The following is an 18447-nucleotide window of genomic DNA, read 5'->3' as shown; positions in this document are numbered from 1 at the left end:
AGAGATTTTGTTTACAGAATTAACAGAAAAAGGATTGAAAGTAGAACGTCAAAAACAATTGCCAGTTATTTGGAAAGAAAAAACTTTAAATTTAGTATTTAGAACTGATTTAATAGTTGATAATAAAGTGATTATTGAAATAAAATCAGTTTTAGAAATACACCCTGTTTAAAAAAAACAATTAATGACTTATTTAAAGCTATCTGGACTGAAATTGGGATGACTAGTTAATTTCAAAAGTCCACTAATAAAATAGGGATTACAAGATTAGTAAATGGTTTAGAATAGAATTTCTGTTTCTCAACTTTGCGTCTTAGCGCCTTTGCACGAAAAAAACAAAATGAAACTTCAAACCAAAATACCATTAGAAAAGCGGTCTAATAATCTAATAAATTATAAGTCTAACATAGTGCTTTTAGGGTCGTGCTTTTCAGAAAACATAGCTAAAAAACTAGACTATTTTAAGTTTCAAAATCTTCAAAACCCTTTTGGGATATTGTTTCATCCTAGAGCTATTGAAACCTTAATCTCAAATGCTGTTATAAACAAAGAGTACTCAGAAGAAGAGGTGTTTTTTCATAATGAGCAATGGCATTGTTTTGATGCACATTCAAAATTAAGCAATGCTTTAAAAGAAAATTTAATCCAAGCGTTGAATTCGAAATTGAGCTTGACCTCAGCAGTCATTCAAAATTCAACACACATCATCATCACTTTAGGAACTGCATGGGTATATCGCGATGTAAAAACCAATAGCATTGTTGCTAATTGTCATAAAGTGCCACAAAAACAATTTAAGAAAGAATTGTTGTCTGTTGAAGATATCACAAACTCACTAAAAAATATATTGAGTTTAATTAGAAGAGTTAATAATAATGCTTTCGTGGTTTTTACGGTTTCACCAATTCGACATACCAAAGATGGCTTTGTTGAAAATACGCAAAGTAAAGCGCATTTAATCACAGCCATCCATAAAGTTATAAGTAATCAATCTTTTTATTTCCCTTCATATGAAATTTTGATGGACGAACTTCGGGATTATCGTTTTTATAAGGACGATATGATTCACCCTAACCAATTAGCTATTAATTATATTTGGGAGAAGTTTAAAACGGTTTGGATTTCTGATGCGTCTTTCAGAACAATGGATGAAGTAGATACAATTCAAAAAGGACTTCAACACAAGCCATTTAATTCTAAATCTCAAGCGCATCAAGAGTTTCTTCAGAAATTAGAAGCTAAAAAAAACCAGCTTCATGTACAGTTTCCACATATCGTATTCTAAATATACGTAATTCATCGTATTGATTACAGTTCTCTAAAGTTGCAGTTTTGTGATGCTATTAATCATAAAATAATTTAAAATGAGAACATTAAAACAATTCGTGTTATTCTTAACAGTAATTTCTTTTACTACATTAACATCATGCAGCACTGATGATGATGGAGGGGGTGAAGGAGCTGCTGCATCTGGTACTTTAACTGCTCAAGTTGATGGAAAATCATTTAAATCTTTAGAAATATCTTCTTCAGCAACTGTTGCTAATGGAGGGCAGAACCTAATTATTATAGCTACAAATAGTGATGGGAATGCTTTTTCATTCACAATATTAGGTTACAGTGGCATTGGAACTTATGCAATAGGTGGTGGTGCAAATATTTTTAATAGTGCATCCTATTCTGAAACAAATGTTAATTTAAGTAACCCAACAGCATCTACAACTGAAATATGGCAAGCACCATATGATGATATAGAAGCTGGCTCTATTACTATTTCAGAAGAGACGGAAACTAAGGTAATAGGTACATTTAGTTTTCAGTGTAAAAATGTAAACGGTGATAACTCTATCAAAAATATCAATGAAGGAGCATTTAATTTAAATAAACAAACAACATAAAAAATAACCAAAACAAAATTCAACAATGAGACATTTAAGTTTTTTAGTTTTTCTACTAACAAGTTCGTTAGTGCTAAACGCTCAAAAAGCAGAGACACCTGATTTTACTTATAACATTGAAGGTAAAATTGAAAAAATGACCTTAACAAGTTCTGGAGTGATGTTAATTACTCACGGAAAAGGATTAGCAGGTGTAAAACCTGGACAAGAAGGGTTGGTTTTTAATTTTGATGATTACGGAAAAGTTAAAGAAGAGGAAATATTTATTGTACCAAATACACCATACGTAATGGTCGGTCAGTCAGGATTTGCAGGAATAGCTGCAAAGCAAAGCGTTATAGATGTGGTTTCCGGAAAGCGTCTGTTTGACACCAAAGCTAATGGGTGGAAAGCAGCGGGACGTCCAAATTTATTGCTTCCAGAAAATAAACTTATTGTTTCTGGTCAACGTACAGCTAAAGAAAAATATGCACAAGCTATTGGTATATACGATATGGCTACAGGTAATGAAGAAAAGCTTTTAACTTTAAAAGGCTCAGAAATTATGACGGGAAGTCCTAAAATAATTCATGGAGGCTTAATTGTTTCATCCCAAAAACGTTTATATAGAATTGATTTGGCCACTGGTAATGAAACATGGACCGCTGATTTAAAAAATGTAGCCTTTGTTGAGCCTGCTGAAGACGGAAAATCTTTGTACGCCTTCATTAATAAAGGAAAAAATCAAGAAGTGCATAAAGTAAGTGAAAATGGATCAGAGTTGTGGTCTGATGGAAAAAAATTAAAAGGTTTTGTTTCAAATTTTGAGATTACACCTAAAGGCTTAGCTATTGTTAGTGATGTAGCAGATTCTGGTAAAGGTGGTTTAGCAAAATTAGCAGCTGCAAAAGCGCAAAGTAATATTTCATTTTTATCCGCTGGAACCGGTGAAGATTTATGGGAAAAGGCACCAAAAACAAAAGGGTATGTACAACATTTTTACATCATGGATGATGGTATTTTATTCGGTATTAGAGAAGGAGGTATTAATAAAATTAGTTTTGAAGGAGCTCCACTATTCAAAAAACCATTAAAAACAGGAGAAAATATTCATACAATGGCATTGACTAAACAGGGTATGATATACATTACTGATAGTGATGCAGATATTATTAATTTAGAAACTGGCGAATCAATTTATAGTAAACCTATAAAGTATAAACGTGCTAAAGCAGTAACAAGTGTTTACGATGCAGTTCATAATCGTTATTTAATAAGTACTGGAGAAGAAATGGTTGCTATAGATGAAAATTCTGGCGATATAAGTACACTGGCGACTTATGATTTTGATGAAAAAGAAGATCCTACAAGTTTTGAAATTAGAGATAAAGGGCTTTTACTTTCATCAGATCAAAATATGATGATGCTAGATTTTGATGGATCAGAGAAGTTTCATGAATATTATCGCTCACCTGGCAAAAGCGCTTTTGCAGTTGTTGCTTTAGCAGCTATGGCAGTAGCGTCAACAACAATGGCCATGGATGCAAGTGCAAGAGCTGGAGCTAATAAAAATTACTTAGGTCAATACAACCAATATGGAGCTCAAAAAAAGAGGGAAGCAGATATGTTTGCAGCAATAGGGACGGCCTCGTTTAACGAAATGGTTAAGCGTTTTAATGCTACAGCAGCAACAGAAAATGCACAATTTATTTTAACTAAATTAGATGATGGTATAGGTTTAGTTAAAGTGAATAAAGATTTAGGTAAAGTAGAAAAAGAAATTGTTTTAAAAGATAAAAAACCAACCTATGAGGTTGATGAGATTGGAGGTTATTTGTATTATTTAGTAAAAGGAGATACAATATATTCTTATGATCTAAAAAAATAAATCTTGTTGTTGAGATTTGTTGATTAGGCGTGATAATCAGATTATTGCGCTTAATCTTTTTTAATAACGCTTTATCGAAAAAGTTGTTTGTATGTGATATTTTAAATTAAATTTATAATGCTATTAATCAGTTCATATTAAAAACATCAACAAATAAAATCAGTAAAAAGATTTTAAGTTGGTGTTTTTTTTTGCGTATTGTTTTAATGTGTTTAATATATCCATTAACCAATTAAATTACAGATATGTTTTTTAATATCATTATTTTTATTTTAATTTTTGTGGTAATTGTTTTTATAATAAAGGTGTATTATGAAAGTGAAAAAAATAAAGAGCTCTCAAAAAAGCATTATCAAAAATTAAACATAGTATTAAAAAATGAAACCTCTAAGAGTTATGTTATCTCTGAAAAAATAGCACTATTAGAAAGCTTACATGAATCTCTCTTTAAGCGACTCTTCAAAATAACACAAGAAGTGCTTTTATTTCAAAAGCTTATATTTGATAGTAGATCTTAATTAATTCAATAATGAACAAAAGGTTACTCTCTACCATATTTATCATATTTAGTTTTTGTTGCTTCTCTCAAAATCCTGTAAAAATAATAGACAGTTTAAAGCAAGTAGTTGATTCAAAACCAAAAGATTCAATAACGATAAAAGCATATAGCGATTTATGTTGGTATCATAGAAATGTTTCTATTGATTCTGCTTTTAGTTATGGAAATTTAGCACTTAAGCTTTCAGAAAAAACAAAAAATAAAATTGGTGAAGCTCAAGCATATAACGACATCGGTATATTACATTATGATCTTGCGGAATATCCTAAAGCAATCAATGTATACCAAAAATCACTAAAAATAAGGCAGAGATTAAATGATTCTTTAGGGGTTGCTAGTTTGTACAATAAAATGGGACTTGTTTACCAAAACACATTTAAAATGGACTCTGCAATTTTTTATGCGACTAAAGCATTGCATATATATGAAGCAAAAAATAACATTAGATATGCCATTGCCTTAAGGAATAATATTGCCAATATCCATAAGGGTTTAAAACAATACAGAAAAGCTTTAGATGCACATTTAGAAATAGCAAAGATAAATACTGAGGTTAAAGATGACGAAGCTTTAGTAAAATCATATAATAACATAGCTAATGCATATTTGTTTTTAAAAGACACCATAAATAGTATTTCATATTATAGGAAGGGAATTGAGCTTGCTGAGAAGCGAAGCAATAGAAATGAAATGGCTACACTGTATAATAATTACGGAAGCCTTTTACAAAGTAAAAATGAAATTCCTGAAGCGATTAAATTTCTAAATAAATCATTAAAATTAAGACAAGAATTAAATGATAATTATGGTATTTCAAGTACATCACTTCACCTTGCTGGATTATATTTAGATTTTGGCGAACTTAATAAGGTTGAAAAACATTTGCGTTTAGGATTGAAACTTTCTGAAGAGTCTGGAGCAAACGAACTAAAAATAGATGCTTATGATAAGTTTACTACTTTTTACGCCATAAAAAAAAATACGGATAGCGTAATTTATTATAAAGAGTTATTTAAGGCTCTTAAAGATACTGTTTTTAGTAAACAAGTTATAAAGGAAGTAACTGAAGTACAAGAAAAGTATAATGCCTCAGAACGTGAAAAAGAAATTCTTTCTCAACGTGCAGATTTAGCAGAAAAAGAACTTAATATTACTAGAAAAAACACACAGCTTACTGGTTTGGGAGTTTTAGCTATAGTCATTTCCATTTTAGGATATTTATTATTTAATCAGCAAAAGCTAAAAAATCAACAACTTAAAAGAGAAGTTGAGTTAAAAGAAGCTTTGGTTAAAATTGAAACTCAGAATAGATTGCAGGAACAACGCCTCAGAATATCAAGGGATTTACACGATAACATTGGAGCACAACTCACCTTTATAATTTCATCAATTGAGAACTTGCAATATGGGTTTAAAATAACAAATGATAAACTTAATAACAAATTATTGACAATAAGTGGCTTTGCCAGAGATACTATTTATGAGCTTCGAGACACTATTTGGGCTATGAATAAAAGTGAAATTTATTTAGAAGATTTACAATCACGAATTTCAAATTTTATAGATAAAGCCGATATTTCTTTAAGTTTAATGAAATTTGAGTTTCATATAGATGAATCACTTTCTAAAGATTTAGTGCTTACATCGGTTCAAGGCATGAATATTTATAGGATTATTCAAGAAGCTATTAACAATGCAATTAAATATTCCAAGGCAAAAACAGTATCTGTAAATATTTTTAAAACCAATCAAAGTTTTCAAATTGAAATAAAAGATGATGGTAATGGTTTTGATGTTAGCAGTCAGAAAGAAGGAAATGGACTTAATAATATGAGAAAACGCGCAACAGAAATTGAAGCATCAATTAATATTGAAAGTAAAATTAATATGGGTACTCAATTGACAATAAATATTCCATATTGATTTGAAAATATAAGAATAAATGATGTGTTTCTAATACAATGTTTATTAATGCATTAAAGAATTGAAAACGAACTAAATGAATATAAAAATAGCCATAGCAGATGATAATAGTTTTTTAATTAAAGCGGTAGAAGAAAAACTATCCTTTTTTGAAGATTTGAAGATTCGATTTTATGCTATTAATGGTTCGGAATTGTTAGAGAAACTTGAGGAAAATCATAATATTGATATTATTTTAATGGATATTGAAATGCCTGTTTTAAATGGTATTGAAGCCACCGAAATAGTAAAGAACAAATATCCTCATATAAAAATTATAATGCTTACGGTGTTTGATAATGACGAAAACATTTTCAACGCTATAAAAGCTGGAGCAGATGGTTATTTACTTAAAGAAGTCAACCCTAAAGATTTACATGCTGGAATCTTAGATACTTTAAATGGCGGTGCAGCTATGAATCCATCAATCGCTTTAAAAACGCTTAAATTACTTAGAAACCCATTAGAAATAGAAAATACTCAAGAGCATGAAACAATTAAACTTACCGCTAGAGAAGTTGAGGTATTAGAACATCTTAGCAAAGGGCTGAGTTATAATTTAATAGCCGATAATCTCATTCTTTCTGTTGGGACTGTCAGAAAACATATTGAAAACATTTATAAAAAACTACAAGTACATAATAAGCTGGAGGCAGTACAAAAAGCAAGAAAGAATAACTTAATTTAATCTAGTTTTAACTTTGAGATAGCATTTGTAAAAGGGAAAGACTTTATTTTTGAAGTGTTGATTTAGTAATTACATTGGTTTAGGCTTCTTATGTCGAAGAAAACTGATGTTTTTTTTGTGCTAAATTTTAATTCTTAATTGTTAGTCTTAAATTATTTCTAAATTAGTGCATGCGAAAAATTCTATTCGGTGTCATCATCACTTTAATTGTTCTGTTTACTTTCAAATACTGTGAAGACCAGCAAGAAGATAAAATAGTGCTTCAAGAAAGTTCTTTACTCATTCAAGAGCAAATCAATAATGTTGGAAAACTTATCGTAACCGAAGGTCATTTTAGTGAGGTGTTCACTTATAAAAATTCAAAAGATATTTTCGGAGATTTATTATCAGTTGAAAAGAAAGCCTTGGTTGTTGTAAATGCTGAAGTTTCTATTGCATATGATTTAAGTAAAATTGAATTTGAAGTTGACGAATTAAATAAAACACTTACCGTTTTAAGTATCCCTAATGAGGAAGTGAAAATAAATCCAGATTTAGAATACTATGATGTTCAGGCAGATTATTTAAATCCTTTTGAGGCCAAAGATTATAATGATATTAAAAATACTGTGAGGGTAACTTTATCAAAAAAAATTGAAGCTTCAGAATTAAAGGCAAATGCTAAAAATAGATTGATTAGCGAGCTCTCTAAATTTTATATTCTAACAAATTCGCTAGGGTGGACATTAAAGTATAACGAAAACCCCATGCAATCTATCGAAGATTTAAAAGGACTAAAATTATAACTTACTATTTAAGCTCATCCAGCCACCACCATTTATAGCTTCAACACCATTACTTTTTAAAATCGAAGCAGCACTAACGGAACGCATACCGCTTGCACAACAAGTAATTACAGGTTTGTTGTATTTTTTAATGTCTTTTATTTTCGATTGGATAGTTTGTAAAGGCATATTTTTAGAGCCAGATATAGCCCCTTGATTGTACTCTTGAGTCGTTCTAACATCTATAATAATAGCACCTCTATTTAGAAAATCTTTTATCATGTCGTTTTTATTACCAAATAGAAAACTTAATAATCCCATAGTTTCATTTTTAATGCAAATTACTTTAATTTTTTCAAAAGTATAAGTAACATAAGTTGCATTACAGTTCATTAAAATTTTATGTATATTCATCATTTAAAATTAGAGTGTTTATGGAGGCCTATGTTTCGCTTACAATTGAAAATAAAGTTGGTTTTATCGAGTTTTTTCACCCCAACAGAAACTCCATGCCTAGTACTATTTTATCAAATTTAGAGCAGACAATTGTTGATGCTGGTAATGATGATGCAATTAAAGTTATTGTTTTAAAAAGTGGTGGAGATAGAACGTTTTGTGCAGGGGCAAGTTTTAATGAATTAATTGGTATTGAAAATGAAACATCAGGAAAACAATTTTTTATGGGTTTTGCTAATGTTATTAATACTATGAGAAAATGTCCAAAATTGATTATTGGGCGTGTTCAAGGTAAAGCAGTTGGTGGTGGGGTTGGTTTAGCAGCCGCTACCGATTATTGTTTAGCTACAAAATATGCTTCAATCCGTTTAAGCGAGCTAAGTATTGGAATTGGGCCTTTTGTTATTGAGCCTGCCGTAACAAGAAAGTTGGGTGTAACTACCATGTCTCAAATGACTATTGATGCAGAAACATTTTTTACTACGGAATTTGCAAAAGATAAAGGGCTGTACGCTGAAGTATTTGAAACTACTGAAGCTTTAGATGAAGCCGTAAAAGTTTTAGCAGAAAAATTAGCAGGCTACAACCCAGAAGCACTAAAAGAAATGAAGAAAGTGTTTTGGAAGGGCACAGAGCATTGGGATGAATTATTGTCTGAACGGGCAGAAATGAGTGGAAAACAGGTTTTGAGTACGTTTACTAAAAAGACTTTAAAGCGATTCCGTTAACCACTAATAGTTTCTTTATTAATAATATTGAGCCCATCATCAATCAACCTACCAAATTCAGGTTTATTTTGTTTAATAGCATCTAAGTGGTTCAATATTTTTTTAGATAATTCAGCTTCATTTCCTATTTGTGCTAACTCATAAAGTTCAATAGCTAATAACCAATCATTAGGATGCTTTTCAATAAGTTGTTCTAAAACTTTCGTTCTAGAAATAGTCCTGTTTTTATCCTCTCTGTAGTCTCTAACTTGTTGGTACAATATTTCCAGATCCAACCGCTCTTTTGTTTTTTTAACATGAATTGTTTTAGAAGACGTTTTGTGTGTAATTAAATCAAAGCTATTTAAATCCGCAGGTCCTGAAAATGCCGAAACAATATTTTTACCAACGGCCATATCATAAATACCCCATTCAGGTTTAAATAATACAGTTTCGTTGTAAGTTACTGTGCAGTTTTTAAAACTAATTAGAATGATTTTCCCTTGCAGATTTCGTTTTCCAGTAATGATTTCTCCTGAAACTTTAATACCGCCTTCAAACTCCAAGTTTACCGTGCGTTCTTCATAAATATTATAAGCTGCTAAATCACGGGGACTCATATCTTCTATGGCAAGATTAATACCTTTTAAATTTCCGATAGGAGAACCAAAACCATCTTTATGAGTATCTGTACCATGACCCACGAGTTCTTTTTCACGATAAGCTAGTGCTGTTTTTCCTAAGGTTTGCATATAAATAGGTTTACCTTCAGTTTCAATAACCGTATTAAAAACCCCAGAAATTTGTAATCCTGTACTTAGCTCAATAGTGCCTAACGCGTTTGATTCAATTAATTTATTAACTCCAGATAGCCCGCCTGTACGCAATGCCATGGTATTGGCGAACTCTTCTAATATCAAACTTAAATGTGCAAAATCTGGTGTTACATAAAGTTGAGGTTGTGGTTTGGTGATGTCAAAGTCTTTGTAAGTAGCATTAATATTGTAAGGCAATTTTTTAACGTCGTTAGTCATACACCAAGCGCTTTCGCCTATGGATGATAGTAAGCCAGCGCCATAAATTTTAGGGTTTTCTATGGTTCCAATCAAGCCATATTCAACCGTCCACCAATGTAAATTTCTTATTAAAGCCATTTCACTAGGAATACCCATATTTTGTTGTAAGTCTTCTACTTTTTTTTCCGCGGAAGCGATATCTGCTTCCAAAGAGTTTGGGGCTTCTTTTATTATTGATAAATATCTGACTGCTTCGTATAATTCATAATCTTTAGCTGATGAAATGGCTTTACAACCAATTTCTCCAAATCGTCTTAAATATTCAGCATATTCAGGATTTGCAATTATGGGAGCATGTCCAGCGCCTTCATGAATAATATCTGGAGCGGGTGTGTATTCTATGTGTTCTAGTTGCCTGATATCACTTGCGATAACCAGAATGTTATAAGCTTGAAACTCCATAAAGGCATTGGGAGGGATAAAGCCATCAACAGCAACTGCTGCCCAACCAATATCTTTTAAAATGCGATTCATGCCATACATATTGGGAATGCTATCAACAGAAATTCCTGTTTGTTTTAAGCCGTCTAAATAAGAACTATGAGCAACACGACTTAAAAAATCTACATTTTTTCGCATTACATAGCGCCAAACCGCTTGATCTATAGAAGAATAATCCTCATAATTTTGAGGTTTTATAAACTGCTTTAAGTGCTTTGGTAGCTTCTGGAGTATTTCGTTAGATTCAAATAAATGCGACATCAGTAAATTTTGTATATAAAACTTCTTTAAAAATACGGATAATTCATTGTAATAGTAAATTTTTAACTTTTCTTTCAATGTATGTTTGCTGAAACTAGTTTTGTGTTATAACCATGAAAGATTTATATATTTATAAAAACTAAATTTTTAAAAAGTATATATGTATACAAGACGCATATTTCCTGTAAAAGGGGTAATTAAATGGACGAGACGTTATATTATACTGTTTCTTTTCTTAGGGATGATTCCTGTGTTTTTATTTGATGTTGTTGGTTTAAAATGGTTACATGTGCCTTGGTTGCCATTAGGTGTTTTAGGTACCGCTGTGGCGTTTATTGTTAGTTTTAAAAATAATGCATCTTATGATAGGTTATGGGAAGCCAGGAAAATTTGGGGAGGCATTGTTAATGCATCACGTTCTTGGACAATTATGGTAAAAGATTTTATAGATAACACCCATGCTAAACAAAGTAGAACGGATGAAGAATTGCAAGCCATTAAGCGAGAATTAGTGCACAGGCATGTAGCATGGTTAACAGCATTGCGTTACCAATTAAGAGAAGATAAGCCTTGGGAAATGCATTTAAAAAACAAAAAATCTAATATTGAGTTTAGAGAATCTTCCTTTAGGGTTTGCGAGGATGAAACAACTTTAGAAGACGAAATAAAACATTATTTATCTGATGCAGATTTTAAAGAAGTATTTGCTAAAGGGAATAAACCATCTCAAATCTTAGGTGTTCAATCTCGCAGATTAAAAGTATTAATGGATGAAGGTTTAATTGAAGATTTCCGGCATATGGAAATGGCAAACATGCTAGTTGAATTTTATTCCCTACAAGGTAAGAGTGAGCGTATTAAAAACTTTCCATACCCTAGACAATTTGCAACTTTAAATTATCTGTTTGTATGGATTTTTATAATTCTTTTACCGTTTGGTATTATGGAAGGCTTTGAAGTTATCGGCGATCATATTTTGGAAGATTTAGCAGCTCATGACTCACAAACCTCTTTAGGTCATTTGGTACAAGCGTTTATTGCTAAACATTTTGTTTGGTTTTCTATACCTTTTAGCGCCTTAATTTCTTGGGTGTTTCATACCATGGAAGCTATAGGTGAAAACACCGAAAACCCATTTGAAGGTGGTCCAAACGATATTCCTATTACCGATATGAGTAGAGGTATTGAAATTGATATCAGACAACTTATAGACGATACTAATATTCCTGAACCCTATGTTTGGGAAAATGATATCGTAATGTAATAAAAAAGGCAACTTTTAGAGTTACCTTTTTTGTCTTATTGCTGTACTCCCGGAGGATATTTTTCCATTATCTTAGAAACAAACTCTTTAATACGTTCTTCTTTCTTTTCCATATTCCTGGTTAAGTAACCCGTTCCCATGCCTTGCCAAACCATTTCTTTTTTATCAGCATCTATAAGGTCTATGTATAAATGGCCTTGTACACTTGTTGAAACATTAGGTTGTTGGTTCCAACCCCAGCCCCAACCAGGACCAAAGCCTCCCCATGGACCCCATCCGCCCCAGCCCCAGGCACCCATACCCCAAGCATTGTTATATACATCTACACGCTGTTGAGATTTTGTAAATAGACTTACTAATAAATCAGGTTTTTCAGACTTTGTAAACCCTTTTGCTAAAAGTTCTGCTTCAATGGCACGAAGAATTCTGCGCTTATCTAAATCGCTAATTTCTGCCTTGTCAATACCTGTTTTGAAGAAAGCAAAGGTCTTATACTCGCTAAATTGTGCTTCTTTATCGTAATCTGCGGCTACTCTTATAGAACTGCAAGAAGATACCACTATTAGTAAGGCTAAAAGCGGTAAGGTTTTAATAATTTTTTTCATAATACAATTTTTTAAAGGTTGTAGTAGCTGTAAAAAATTGAGTGTCGATAAAAAATTTAATTACAGCAGCTTTTTATGACTTGATGTTAATATAGTATCAATAATCATACCAAGGATTTGAGTTGTGTGGGTGTTTTTGAGACCTATTTTTTTATAGAATTTGTAGCTTTATTGTACTCATACGGACAATGTCTGCATCCACTCTCACAGCAATAACCACGTTTTAAGTGGTATTGTTCAGTAAAACAGCGATAACCTTCTGGTGTTAGGTAGTAATCGCCTTCTTCAATGGGAATTATTTTTTTCATTATTAACAAAGATAATGTAAATTAAAGAAATTATTTCTTGATGTTTACATCAAGATTTCCATAAATTGTCATTCCCGAGACATCGCGAATCTAAAGAAAAGATTTGAAAAAAGTTTTCTTGGATTGATTTTTGAAACCCATATAACATGATTTTTATTTCAAAACACATAGTACCCAAAGGTTATACTGGAATAACTATATTTCCATTCGTATTTTTGAAATATAAGCAATTAAAAGAAAATCAAGTTTTAATTAATCATGAAAAAATACATTTAAAACAACAGTTAGAATTACTTGTTCTTCCTTTTTATGTTTTTTATGGAATTGAATTTTCAGTACGGTTAATGCAATATCAAAATTGGCATAAAGCATATCGGAATATTTCATTTGAAAGGGAGGCGTATACTAATGAATTTAGTATTGATTATTTGAAGCAGCGTTCATTTTGGAGTTTTTTAAAGTACCTTCGTACTCATGAAATTTGAGTTTGAAAACACCGTAAATGAACAAATAAATATTCCTAAGGAAAAGGGCATCGAGTTGTTCGTAAAACGTGAAGACGAGTTGCATGCTTTTGTGTCTGGAAATAAATACAGAAAGCTTAAATATAATCTTCTGCAAGCTGAAAAATCTGGTTACAAAACGTTGTTGACCTTTGGAGGCGCGTTTTCAAATCATATTGCTGCAGTGGCTTCTGCGGGACACCTGATTGGATTTAATACTATTGGAATTATTAGAGGAGAAGAGTTAGAAGCTAAAATTTCTAATAATCCAACCTTAAGTTTTGCAAAAGAAAATGGTATGCAATTTAAGTTTGTTTCAAGGGAATTATACAGACATAAAACATCGGAATCTTTTTTAAATGAATTGGAAGAAGAATATGGAGAGTTCTACTTAATTCCAGAAGGAGGAACAAACAAATCAGCTGTTAAAGGTTGTGAAGAAATTTTAACTATCGAAGATAAGGCGTTCAATTATATATGTTGTACCGTTGGAACAGGCGGAACGATTTCTGGATTAATAAATTGTTCAAAACCTAGTCAACAAGTTTTAGGTTTTCCTGCTTTAAAAGGTAACTTTTTGAAAGAAGATATTAGTAAATTTGCAATACAAACGAATTGGAAATTAATTACCGATTATCATTTTGGTGGTTACGCTAAAATAAATGAAGAATTAGTGGCGTTTATTAATCAGTTTAAGATTGATTATAAAGTGCCTTTAGATCCTATTTATACTGGTAAAATGTTATTTGGAATAATAGATTTAATTAATAAAAACTATTTTCCGAAAGGTTCAAGAATTTTAGCAATTCATACTGGTGGTTTACAAGGGATAAATGGAATGAATGCCATTTTGAAAAAGAAAAATTTACCTGTAATTATTTAAATTAATGAAAAAAATAATTATCATTTTATGTGTTGGTCTTTTGGTGTTTAGTTGTAAGTCTAAAAAAGGAGTTGTAACTAAAAAATCTAAAAATGAATCAACTCAAGTAAAGAAAAATCAAAAAGATGTTGTTAAGCAACCAACAAAGGTATATGCTAACAATACAGAGCGTTATATAGATGTGCATAAGGCTACAGCGCAACAAGAAATGAGTTTGTATGGCATTCCTGCAAGCATCACTATTGCTCAAGGGATTTTAGAATCTGGCTCGGGAAATGGCAGGCTATCTGTTGAAGCCAACAATCATTTTGGAATTAAATGCCACGGTTGGACGGGTAAAAAGATTTACCATGATGATGATGAGAAACAGGAATGTTTCAGGAAGTATAAAGACGCTAAATATTCATTTAGAGATCATTCTTTGTTTTTGACTGAAAGAAAGCGTTATTCAAAACTTTTCACCCTTAAAAAAGAAGATTATAAAGGTTGGGCAAAAGGTTTAAAAGCTGCTGGGTATGCAACCGATAGAAAGTATCCGCAAAAGCTTATTGGTTTAATTGAGCGTTACAAGTTATATGAATTTGATAAAGAAGTGCTCGGTGATAGCTATGTAAAATTTGATAATCCTTTAACAACACAAGAGCGAACAACGTATACTGTGGTTAAAGGGGATACTTTATATTCTATTTCTAGAACATTTGATATTTCAGTAAAAGAACTCCAAAATATAAATGGTTTACGTGATACGTCTCTAAGTATCGGACAAGTATTAGTTGTAAAACCATCATCAAAAATTAATTAGTAATATGATTTATAAGAGAAGCAGCGCGTTGTTCGCTGAAGCGGAAAAAGTGATTCCAGGTGGTGTAAACTCGCCAGTAAGAGCATTTAAAGGCGTAGGAGGAACGCCTATTTTTGTAAAAGAAGCCAAGGGTGCTTATTTGTATGACGAAGATGAAAATCGTTTAGTTGATTATATAAATTCTTGGGGCCCAATGATTTTAGGCCATGCTTATGAGCCGGTTGTAAATGCGGTTGTTGAAAAAGCTAAAAAAGGAACGTCTTTTGGAATGCCTACTGAAATTGAAACTCAAATTGCTCAATTAGCAGTTTCCATGGTGCCAAATATTGATAAAATTCGTTTTGTTAATTCTGGGACAGAAGCTTGTATGAGTGCTGTACGTTTAGCTAGAGGGTTTACAGGAAAAGATAAAATCATTAAGTTTGCGGGTTGTTATCATGGGCATTCTGATTCGTTTTTAATTCAAGCAGGAAGTGGTGCAAGTACCTTTGGAACACCAAACAGTCCTGGGGTTACTAAAGGAACAGCAAAAGATACATTGCTCGCAAGATATAATGACGTTGATAATGTTTCGGAATTAATTGAAGCTAATAAAAACGAAATAGCTTGTATAATAATTGAGCCTGTAGCTGGAAATATGGGTTGTATTCCTCCGAAATCAGGTTTTTTACAAGCGCTTAGAGATTTATGTGATGCCAATAATATTTTATTAGTTTTTGATGAGGTGATGACGGGGTTTCGTTTAGCAAAAGGGGGGTGTCAAGAATTATTTCACGTTAAAGCTGATATTGTTTGTTTTGGAAAAGTAATTGGTGGTGGTTTACCTGTAGGTGCTTTTGCTGCTGGAAACGAGATTATGAATCATTTAGCACCTATAGGACCGGTTTATCAAGCTGGAACTCTAAGTGGGAATCCTCTGGCTATGGCTGCAGGTTTAGCAATGCTTACCGAGTTAAATAATAATCCAGAAGTATTTAAAAGATTAGAAGAAAAAACTGCTTATTTACATGAAGGCATCGCTAAAGTTTTAAATGAAAACAAAATTACCCATACTATAAATCGAGTAGGGTCTATGATTTCTGTGCATTTTGATGAAGCAAAAGTTGTAGATTTTGATACTGCTGCAAAAGGAAATAATGATGTCTTTAAAGCGTTCTTTCATGGAATGCTAGATGCGGGAGTTTATATTGCGCCTAGTGCTTTTGAAACTTGGTTTATAACGGATGCTTTGAGTTACGAAGATTTAGATTTTACGATTGCTGCTGTAAATAAGGTTGCAAAAAGTCTATAAAGCAAAAACGCATTCCAATATTTTGGGATGCGTTTTTACTTAACTAACTATAATCAAATCAACTAAACTAAAATCATTATTATTTTTTCTTCTGCATGCTTCTTTTCATGTCTTTCTTTTTGTCTTTTCCTTGCTTTGCCATTCGCATTAGAGATTTCTCCCACTTAGTGTATTGCTCTTCATTTAAAATATCTTTCATTTTAGCTTTCATAGCAATTTTATGATCTAAGCTGGCATTTACCATTTTAAGACGTTCCTCTTGTGTCGGTTTTTGCGCGTCAGCACTTTCTTTTTTGGCTTTGCGTTCTGCCATCATCGCTTTTCTTTTGGTGGCATTTTCTAAATTTATTTTCTTAATCTTCGCTTGTTGCGAGTCATTTAAATCTAGAAACAAAGTCATTTTTTTGGTTTGAAGAGTTGCCATGTCTTCTGCAGAGAGATTTTTTATTTTTTGTACTCTTTCTCCTCTTTTTTGATTTTCTCTTTTTTGTTCTTGTCCAGTAGCTTGTAATGCTAACAAAGCTACAGCAATTATTAATAGTTTTTTCATTGTGTGGGTTTTTAAATGTATTTGTCTTTTGGACTTTGAAAATTTAAAAGGGTTTAATATGGGAGTTTATTTTAACTTGATATTAACATAGTTGAGGTAAGTTGAAAGAACGAAGTAAGTTGGTTTGCTATTTGCTGCTAACGGAATACTAATTATTGCGGACTTACCCCTGCGTTAGAGATTGAAACGGCATCCTTTTTAAAGCTCATAAGAGAAAAGCGTGTTTTGGAACGATGGTTTAACAGACCATGACGTTAGCTTACTATTCGCATTAACGACTTTAAAAAGATATAGTGGAAAGCGCGACCCTTGTGGTAACGCCCAAATAATTTACTTTTTTATGGGGATTTTCAGATTGATACCTGTTTGGAAATCTGGTGCGTTGTTTACAAGAAAATCTTGCTTTGCAAAAATGGATAGTAAGAATTTTGGCGTACCGTAGGTGTAGATGAAATTCCAGTTGACTTGTGGCTCGTAGAGTGAGTAAACCCCATTTTGCCAGCCTCCATTTATTTCGCGCCATTTTCCTAGTAGCTTAAAGTAGCCGGCTTCTTCTTTTTTATTGTATCGAGATTGCACTTGATAGTTTATTCCGAAGGCATTAAAATTTCCTTTTTTTGTGTATTTGGTTATTTCTATTTCGCCCTCTAAAGTACCAAGGTAGCGGTTATTTCCTAAGTCTATAACATCTCTAAAATTAATGAGGTTTTTATGTAATAGGTTAGCACCAAACGCAAAATTTAATTCGTAATTATTTTTTAAAGACACTTTTTTTATGGCATTTGCGGAGATACCAGCGTCTATTGAGGCATTAAATCTAGAAGTGTTCCAGCCTAAATGTGTGCCAAAATTTAAGTAAATATTTCTAGTTTTATTGATTGAAAGTTTTGGGTAGTAATAGTGGCTAACTTCAAGCCCGCCTGTAAAAAAAGCATTATTATTAAGGTTTAATGTGTTGCCATTTCTGTCTTGATATCTAAAATTAACTTGGTTTAAACCATAATAACGTCTCCCGAAGGGATCTTCGCCTCCAGCTATATTGCTGTGAAACCATTCAATACCTTCATCACTTGTGAATAAAGAAAACGGATGTTTTCCTCTGGTAATTAGGTAGTTGCGCATGGTAATTGACAATTCATGTTGTTTGTTGATTGTGATGTTGGCTGTTACTCTAAATTCTTTTATGACAGCATCAATAACAATATTCATGTAATCGGCAGGCGTGTTTTCTTGGTCTATAAAAGTAAAAGGGCGATCATGCCATTTTATTTGATTTAGTTGTTTTCTAACGGCAGGATCCTTGGGGTAATAAGCTTCAACAAATGGATGAAAATTATTTCCGCTAGTATAATTAAAGTCTAAAGTTGTTTTTTTTGATGGCTTATATTTAAAATTGGTGTTTATACGAGAGCTAAATATACCAAAATGATGTGTAGATAAGATGCTTGGTTTTTCTATTCCATTTTTAAATGATAAGCTATCTTTTTGTTGTGCAGTGGCTATTAAACCACAAAGACATAGAATAAAAAAAAGTACTTTTTTTAACATCGCGTAAAAATAGG

At 32.0% G+C, this 18447-nt stretch carries 19 protein-coding genes; 12 read left to right on the top strand and 7 right to left on the bottom strand.

Annotated features, from left to right (window positions below; all coding sequences use genetic code 11):
* The first annotated feature begins 7 nt into the window (after positions 1-7).
* The 7 genes from P8K68_RS14900 to P8K68_RS02445 all read left to right on the top strand — a co-directional run bounded on the left by P8K68_RS14900 (position 8) and on the right by P8K68_RS02445 (position 7759).
* Positions 8-172 (top strand): GxxExxY protein, encoded by a 165-nt coding sequence (locus tag P8K68_RS14900; protein WP_366143723.1) that lies wholly within the window; start codon positions 8-10, stop codon positions 170-172.
* Between the two features lie 168 nt (positions 173-340).
* Complete coding sequence (locus P8K68_RS02470) at positions 341-1285, top strand: GSCFA domain-containing protein (RefSeq protein ID WP_300247857.1); 945 nt, start codon at positions 341-343, stop codon at positions 1283-1285.
* A 79-nt stretch (positions 1286-1364) separates the two neighbouring features.
* Positions 1365-1898: a DUF6252 family protein gene (locus P8K68_RS02465; protein ID WP_300247855.1), complete on the top strand. Its 534-nt coding sequence runs from the start codon at positions 1365-1367 to the stop codon at positions 1896-1898.
* Positions 1899-1923: 25 nt separating this feature from the next.
* Positions 1924-3765, top strand: a complete 1842-nt coding sequence (locus P8K68_RS02460) for a hypothetical protein (RefSeq protein WP_300247853.1) — start codon at positions 1924-1926, stop codon at positions 3763-3765.
* A gap of 529 nt (positions 3766-4294) precedes the next feature.
* Complete coding sequence (locus tag P8K68_RS02455; RefSeq protein WP_300247851.1) at positions 4295-6247, top strand: sensor histidine kinase; 1953 nt, start codon at positions 4295-4297, stop codon at positions 6245-6247.
* A 76-nt stretch (positions 6248-6323) separates the two neighbouring features.
* A complete protein-coding gene (locus P8K68_RS02450) occupies positions 6324-6974 on the top strand; it encodes a response regulator transcription factor (protein WP_300247849.1) in 651 nt (216 codons plus the stop codon).
* 170 nt (positions 6975-7144) lie between these two features.
* Positions 7145-7759 (top strand): DUF4230 domain-containing protein, encoded by a 615-nt coding sequence (locus tag P8K68_RS02445; protein ID WP_300247847.1) that lies wholly within the window; start codon positions 7145-7147, stop codon positions 7757-7759.
* On the opposite strand, the gene P8K68_RS02440 is transcribed toward P8K68_RS02445, so the two are convergent.
* Positions 7754-8059 carry a rhodanese-like domain-containing protein gene (locus P8K68_RS02440; protein WP_300247845.1) on the bottom strand — a complete coding sequence of 102 codons (306 nt, stop codon included), beginning with the start codon at positions 8057-8059 and terminating at the stop codon, positions 7754-7756. The genes P8K68_RS02445 and P8K68_RS02440 overlap by 6 nt on opposite strands.
* 113 nt (positions 8060-8172) lie before the next feature.
* Here P8K68_RS02440 and P8K68_RS02435 point away from each other — a divergent pair, with 113 nt between their 5' ends.
* Positions 8173-8922 carry an enoyl-CoA hydratase/isomerase family protein gene (locus tag P8K68_RS02435; RefSeq protein WP_300247843.1) on the top strand — a complete coding sequence of 250 codons (750 nt, stop codon included), beginning with the start codon at positions 8173-8175 and terminating at the stop codon, positions 8920-8922.
* On the opposite strand, the gene P8K68_RS02430 is transcribed toward P8K68_RS02435, so the two are convergent.
* Entirely contained in the window at positions 8919-10679 is a 1761-nt protein-coding gene (locus P8K68_RS02430; protein ID WP_300247841.1) for an aromatic amino acid hydroxylase, read from the bottom strand. The genes P8K68_RS02435 and P8K68_RS02430 overlap by 4 nt on opposite strands.
* Positions 10680-10839: 160 nt before the next feature.
* On the opposite strand from P8K68_RS02430, the gene P8K68_RS02425 reads away from it, so the two are divergent.
* Positions 10840-11943 carry a bestrophin family ion channel gene (locus P8K68_RS02425; protein ID WP_300247839.1) on the top strand — a complete coding sequence of 368 codons (1104 nt, stop codon included), beginning with the start codon at positions 10840-10842 and terminating at the stop codon, positions 11941-11943.
* A 35-nt stretch (positions 11944-11978) separates the two neighbouring features.
* Here the strand turns inward: P8K68_RS02425 and P8K68_RS02420 are convergent, their stop codons facing one another.
* The 3 genes from P8K68_RS02420 to P8K68_RS14895 all read right to left on the bottom strand — a co-directional run bounded on the left by P8K68_RS02420 (position 11979) and on the right by P8K68_RS14895 (position 13243).
* Entirely contained in the window at positions 11979-12548 is a 570-nt protein-coding gene (locus P8K68_RS02420) for a DUF4136 domain-containing protein (RefSeq protein WP_300247837.1), read from the bottom strand.
* Positions 12549-12691: 143 nt separating this feature from the next.
* On the bottom strand, positions 12692-12856 hold the full coding sequence (locus P8K68_RS02415; protein ID WP_300247835.1) for a DUF5522 domain-containing protein: 165 nt from the start codon (positions 12854-12856) through the stop codon (positions 12692-12694).
* Between the two features lie 252 nt (positions 12857-13108).
* Positions 13109-13243, bottom strand: a complete 135-nt coding sequence (locus P8K68_RS14895; protein WP_366143722.1) for a hypothetical protein — start codon at positions 13241-13243, stop codon at positions 13109-13111.
* An 87-nt stretch (positions 13244-13330) separates the two neighbouring features.
* Here P8K68_RS14895 and P8K68_RS02405 point away from each other — a divergent pair, with 87 nt between their 5' ends.
* From P8K68_RS02405 to hemL, 3 genes are read left to right on the top strand one after another with little or no spacing between them, the layout of a single operon-like run.
* A complete protein-coding gene (locus P8K68_RS02405) occupies positions 13331-14242 on the top strand; it encodes a pyridoxal-phosphate dependent enzyme (protein WP_300247831.1) in 912 nt (303 codons plus the stop codon).
* Between the two features lie 4 nt (positions 14243-14246).
* Positions 14247-15044, top strand: a complete 798-nt coding sequence (locus tag P8K68_RS02400) for a glucosaminidase domain-containing protein (protein ID WP_300247829.1) — start codon at positions 14247-14249, stop codon at positions 15042-15044.
* 4 nt (positions 15045-15048) lie between these two features.
* Entirely contained in the window at positions 15049-16335 is a 1287-nt protein-coding gene (gene hemL, locus P8K68_RS02395; RefSeq protein ID WP_300247828.1) for a glutamate-1-semialdehyde 2,1-aminomutase, read from the top strand.
* A 79-nt stretch (positions 16336-16414) separates the two neighbouring features.
* Here hemL and P8K68_RS02390 read toward each other — a convergent pair whose 3' ends face one another.
* Together P8K68_RS02390 and P8K68_RS02385 are read right to left on the bottom strand one after the other, a co-directional pair.
* A complete protein-coding gene (locus P8K68_RS02390) occupies positions 16415-16885 on the bottom strand; it encodes a hypothetical protein (RefSeq protein ID WP_300247826.1) in 471 nt (156 codons plus the stop codon).
* 330 nt (positions 16886-17215) lie between these two features.
* Positions 17216-18433 (bottom strand): hypothetical protein, encoded by a 1218-nt coding sequence (locus P8K68_RS02385; RefSeq protein WP_300247824.1) that lies wholly within the window; start codon positions 18431-18433, stop codon positions 17216-17218.
* Positions 18434-18447 lie beyond the last annotated feature (14 nt).

This window comes from Algibacter sp. (assembly GCF_029245835.1).
Taxonomy (GTDB): domain Bacteria; phylum Bacteroidota; class Bacteroidia; order Flavobacteriales; family Flavobacteriaceae; genus Algibacter_B.
This window is presented reverse-complemented; position numbering and strand designations above follow the sequence as displayed.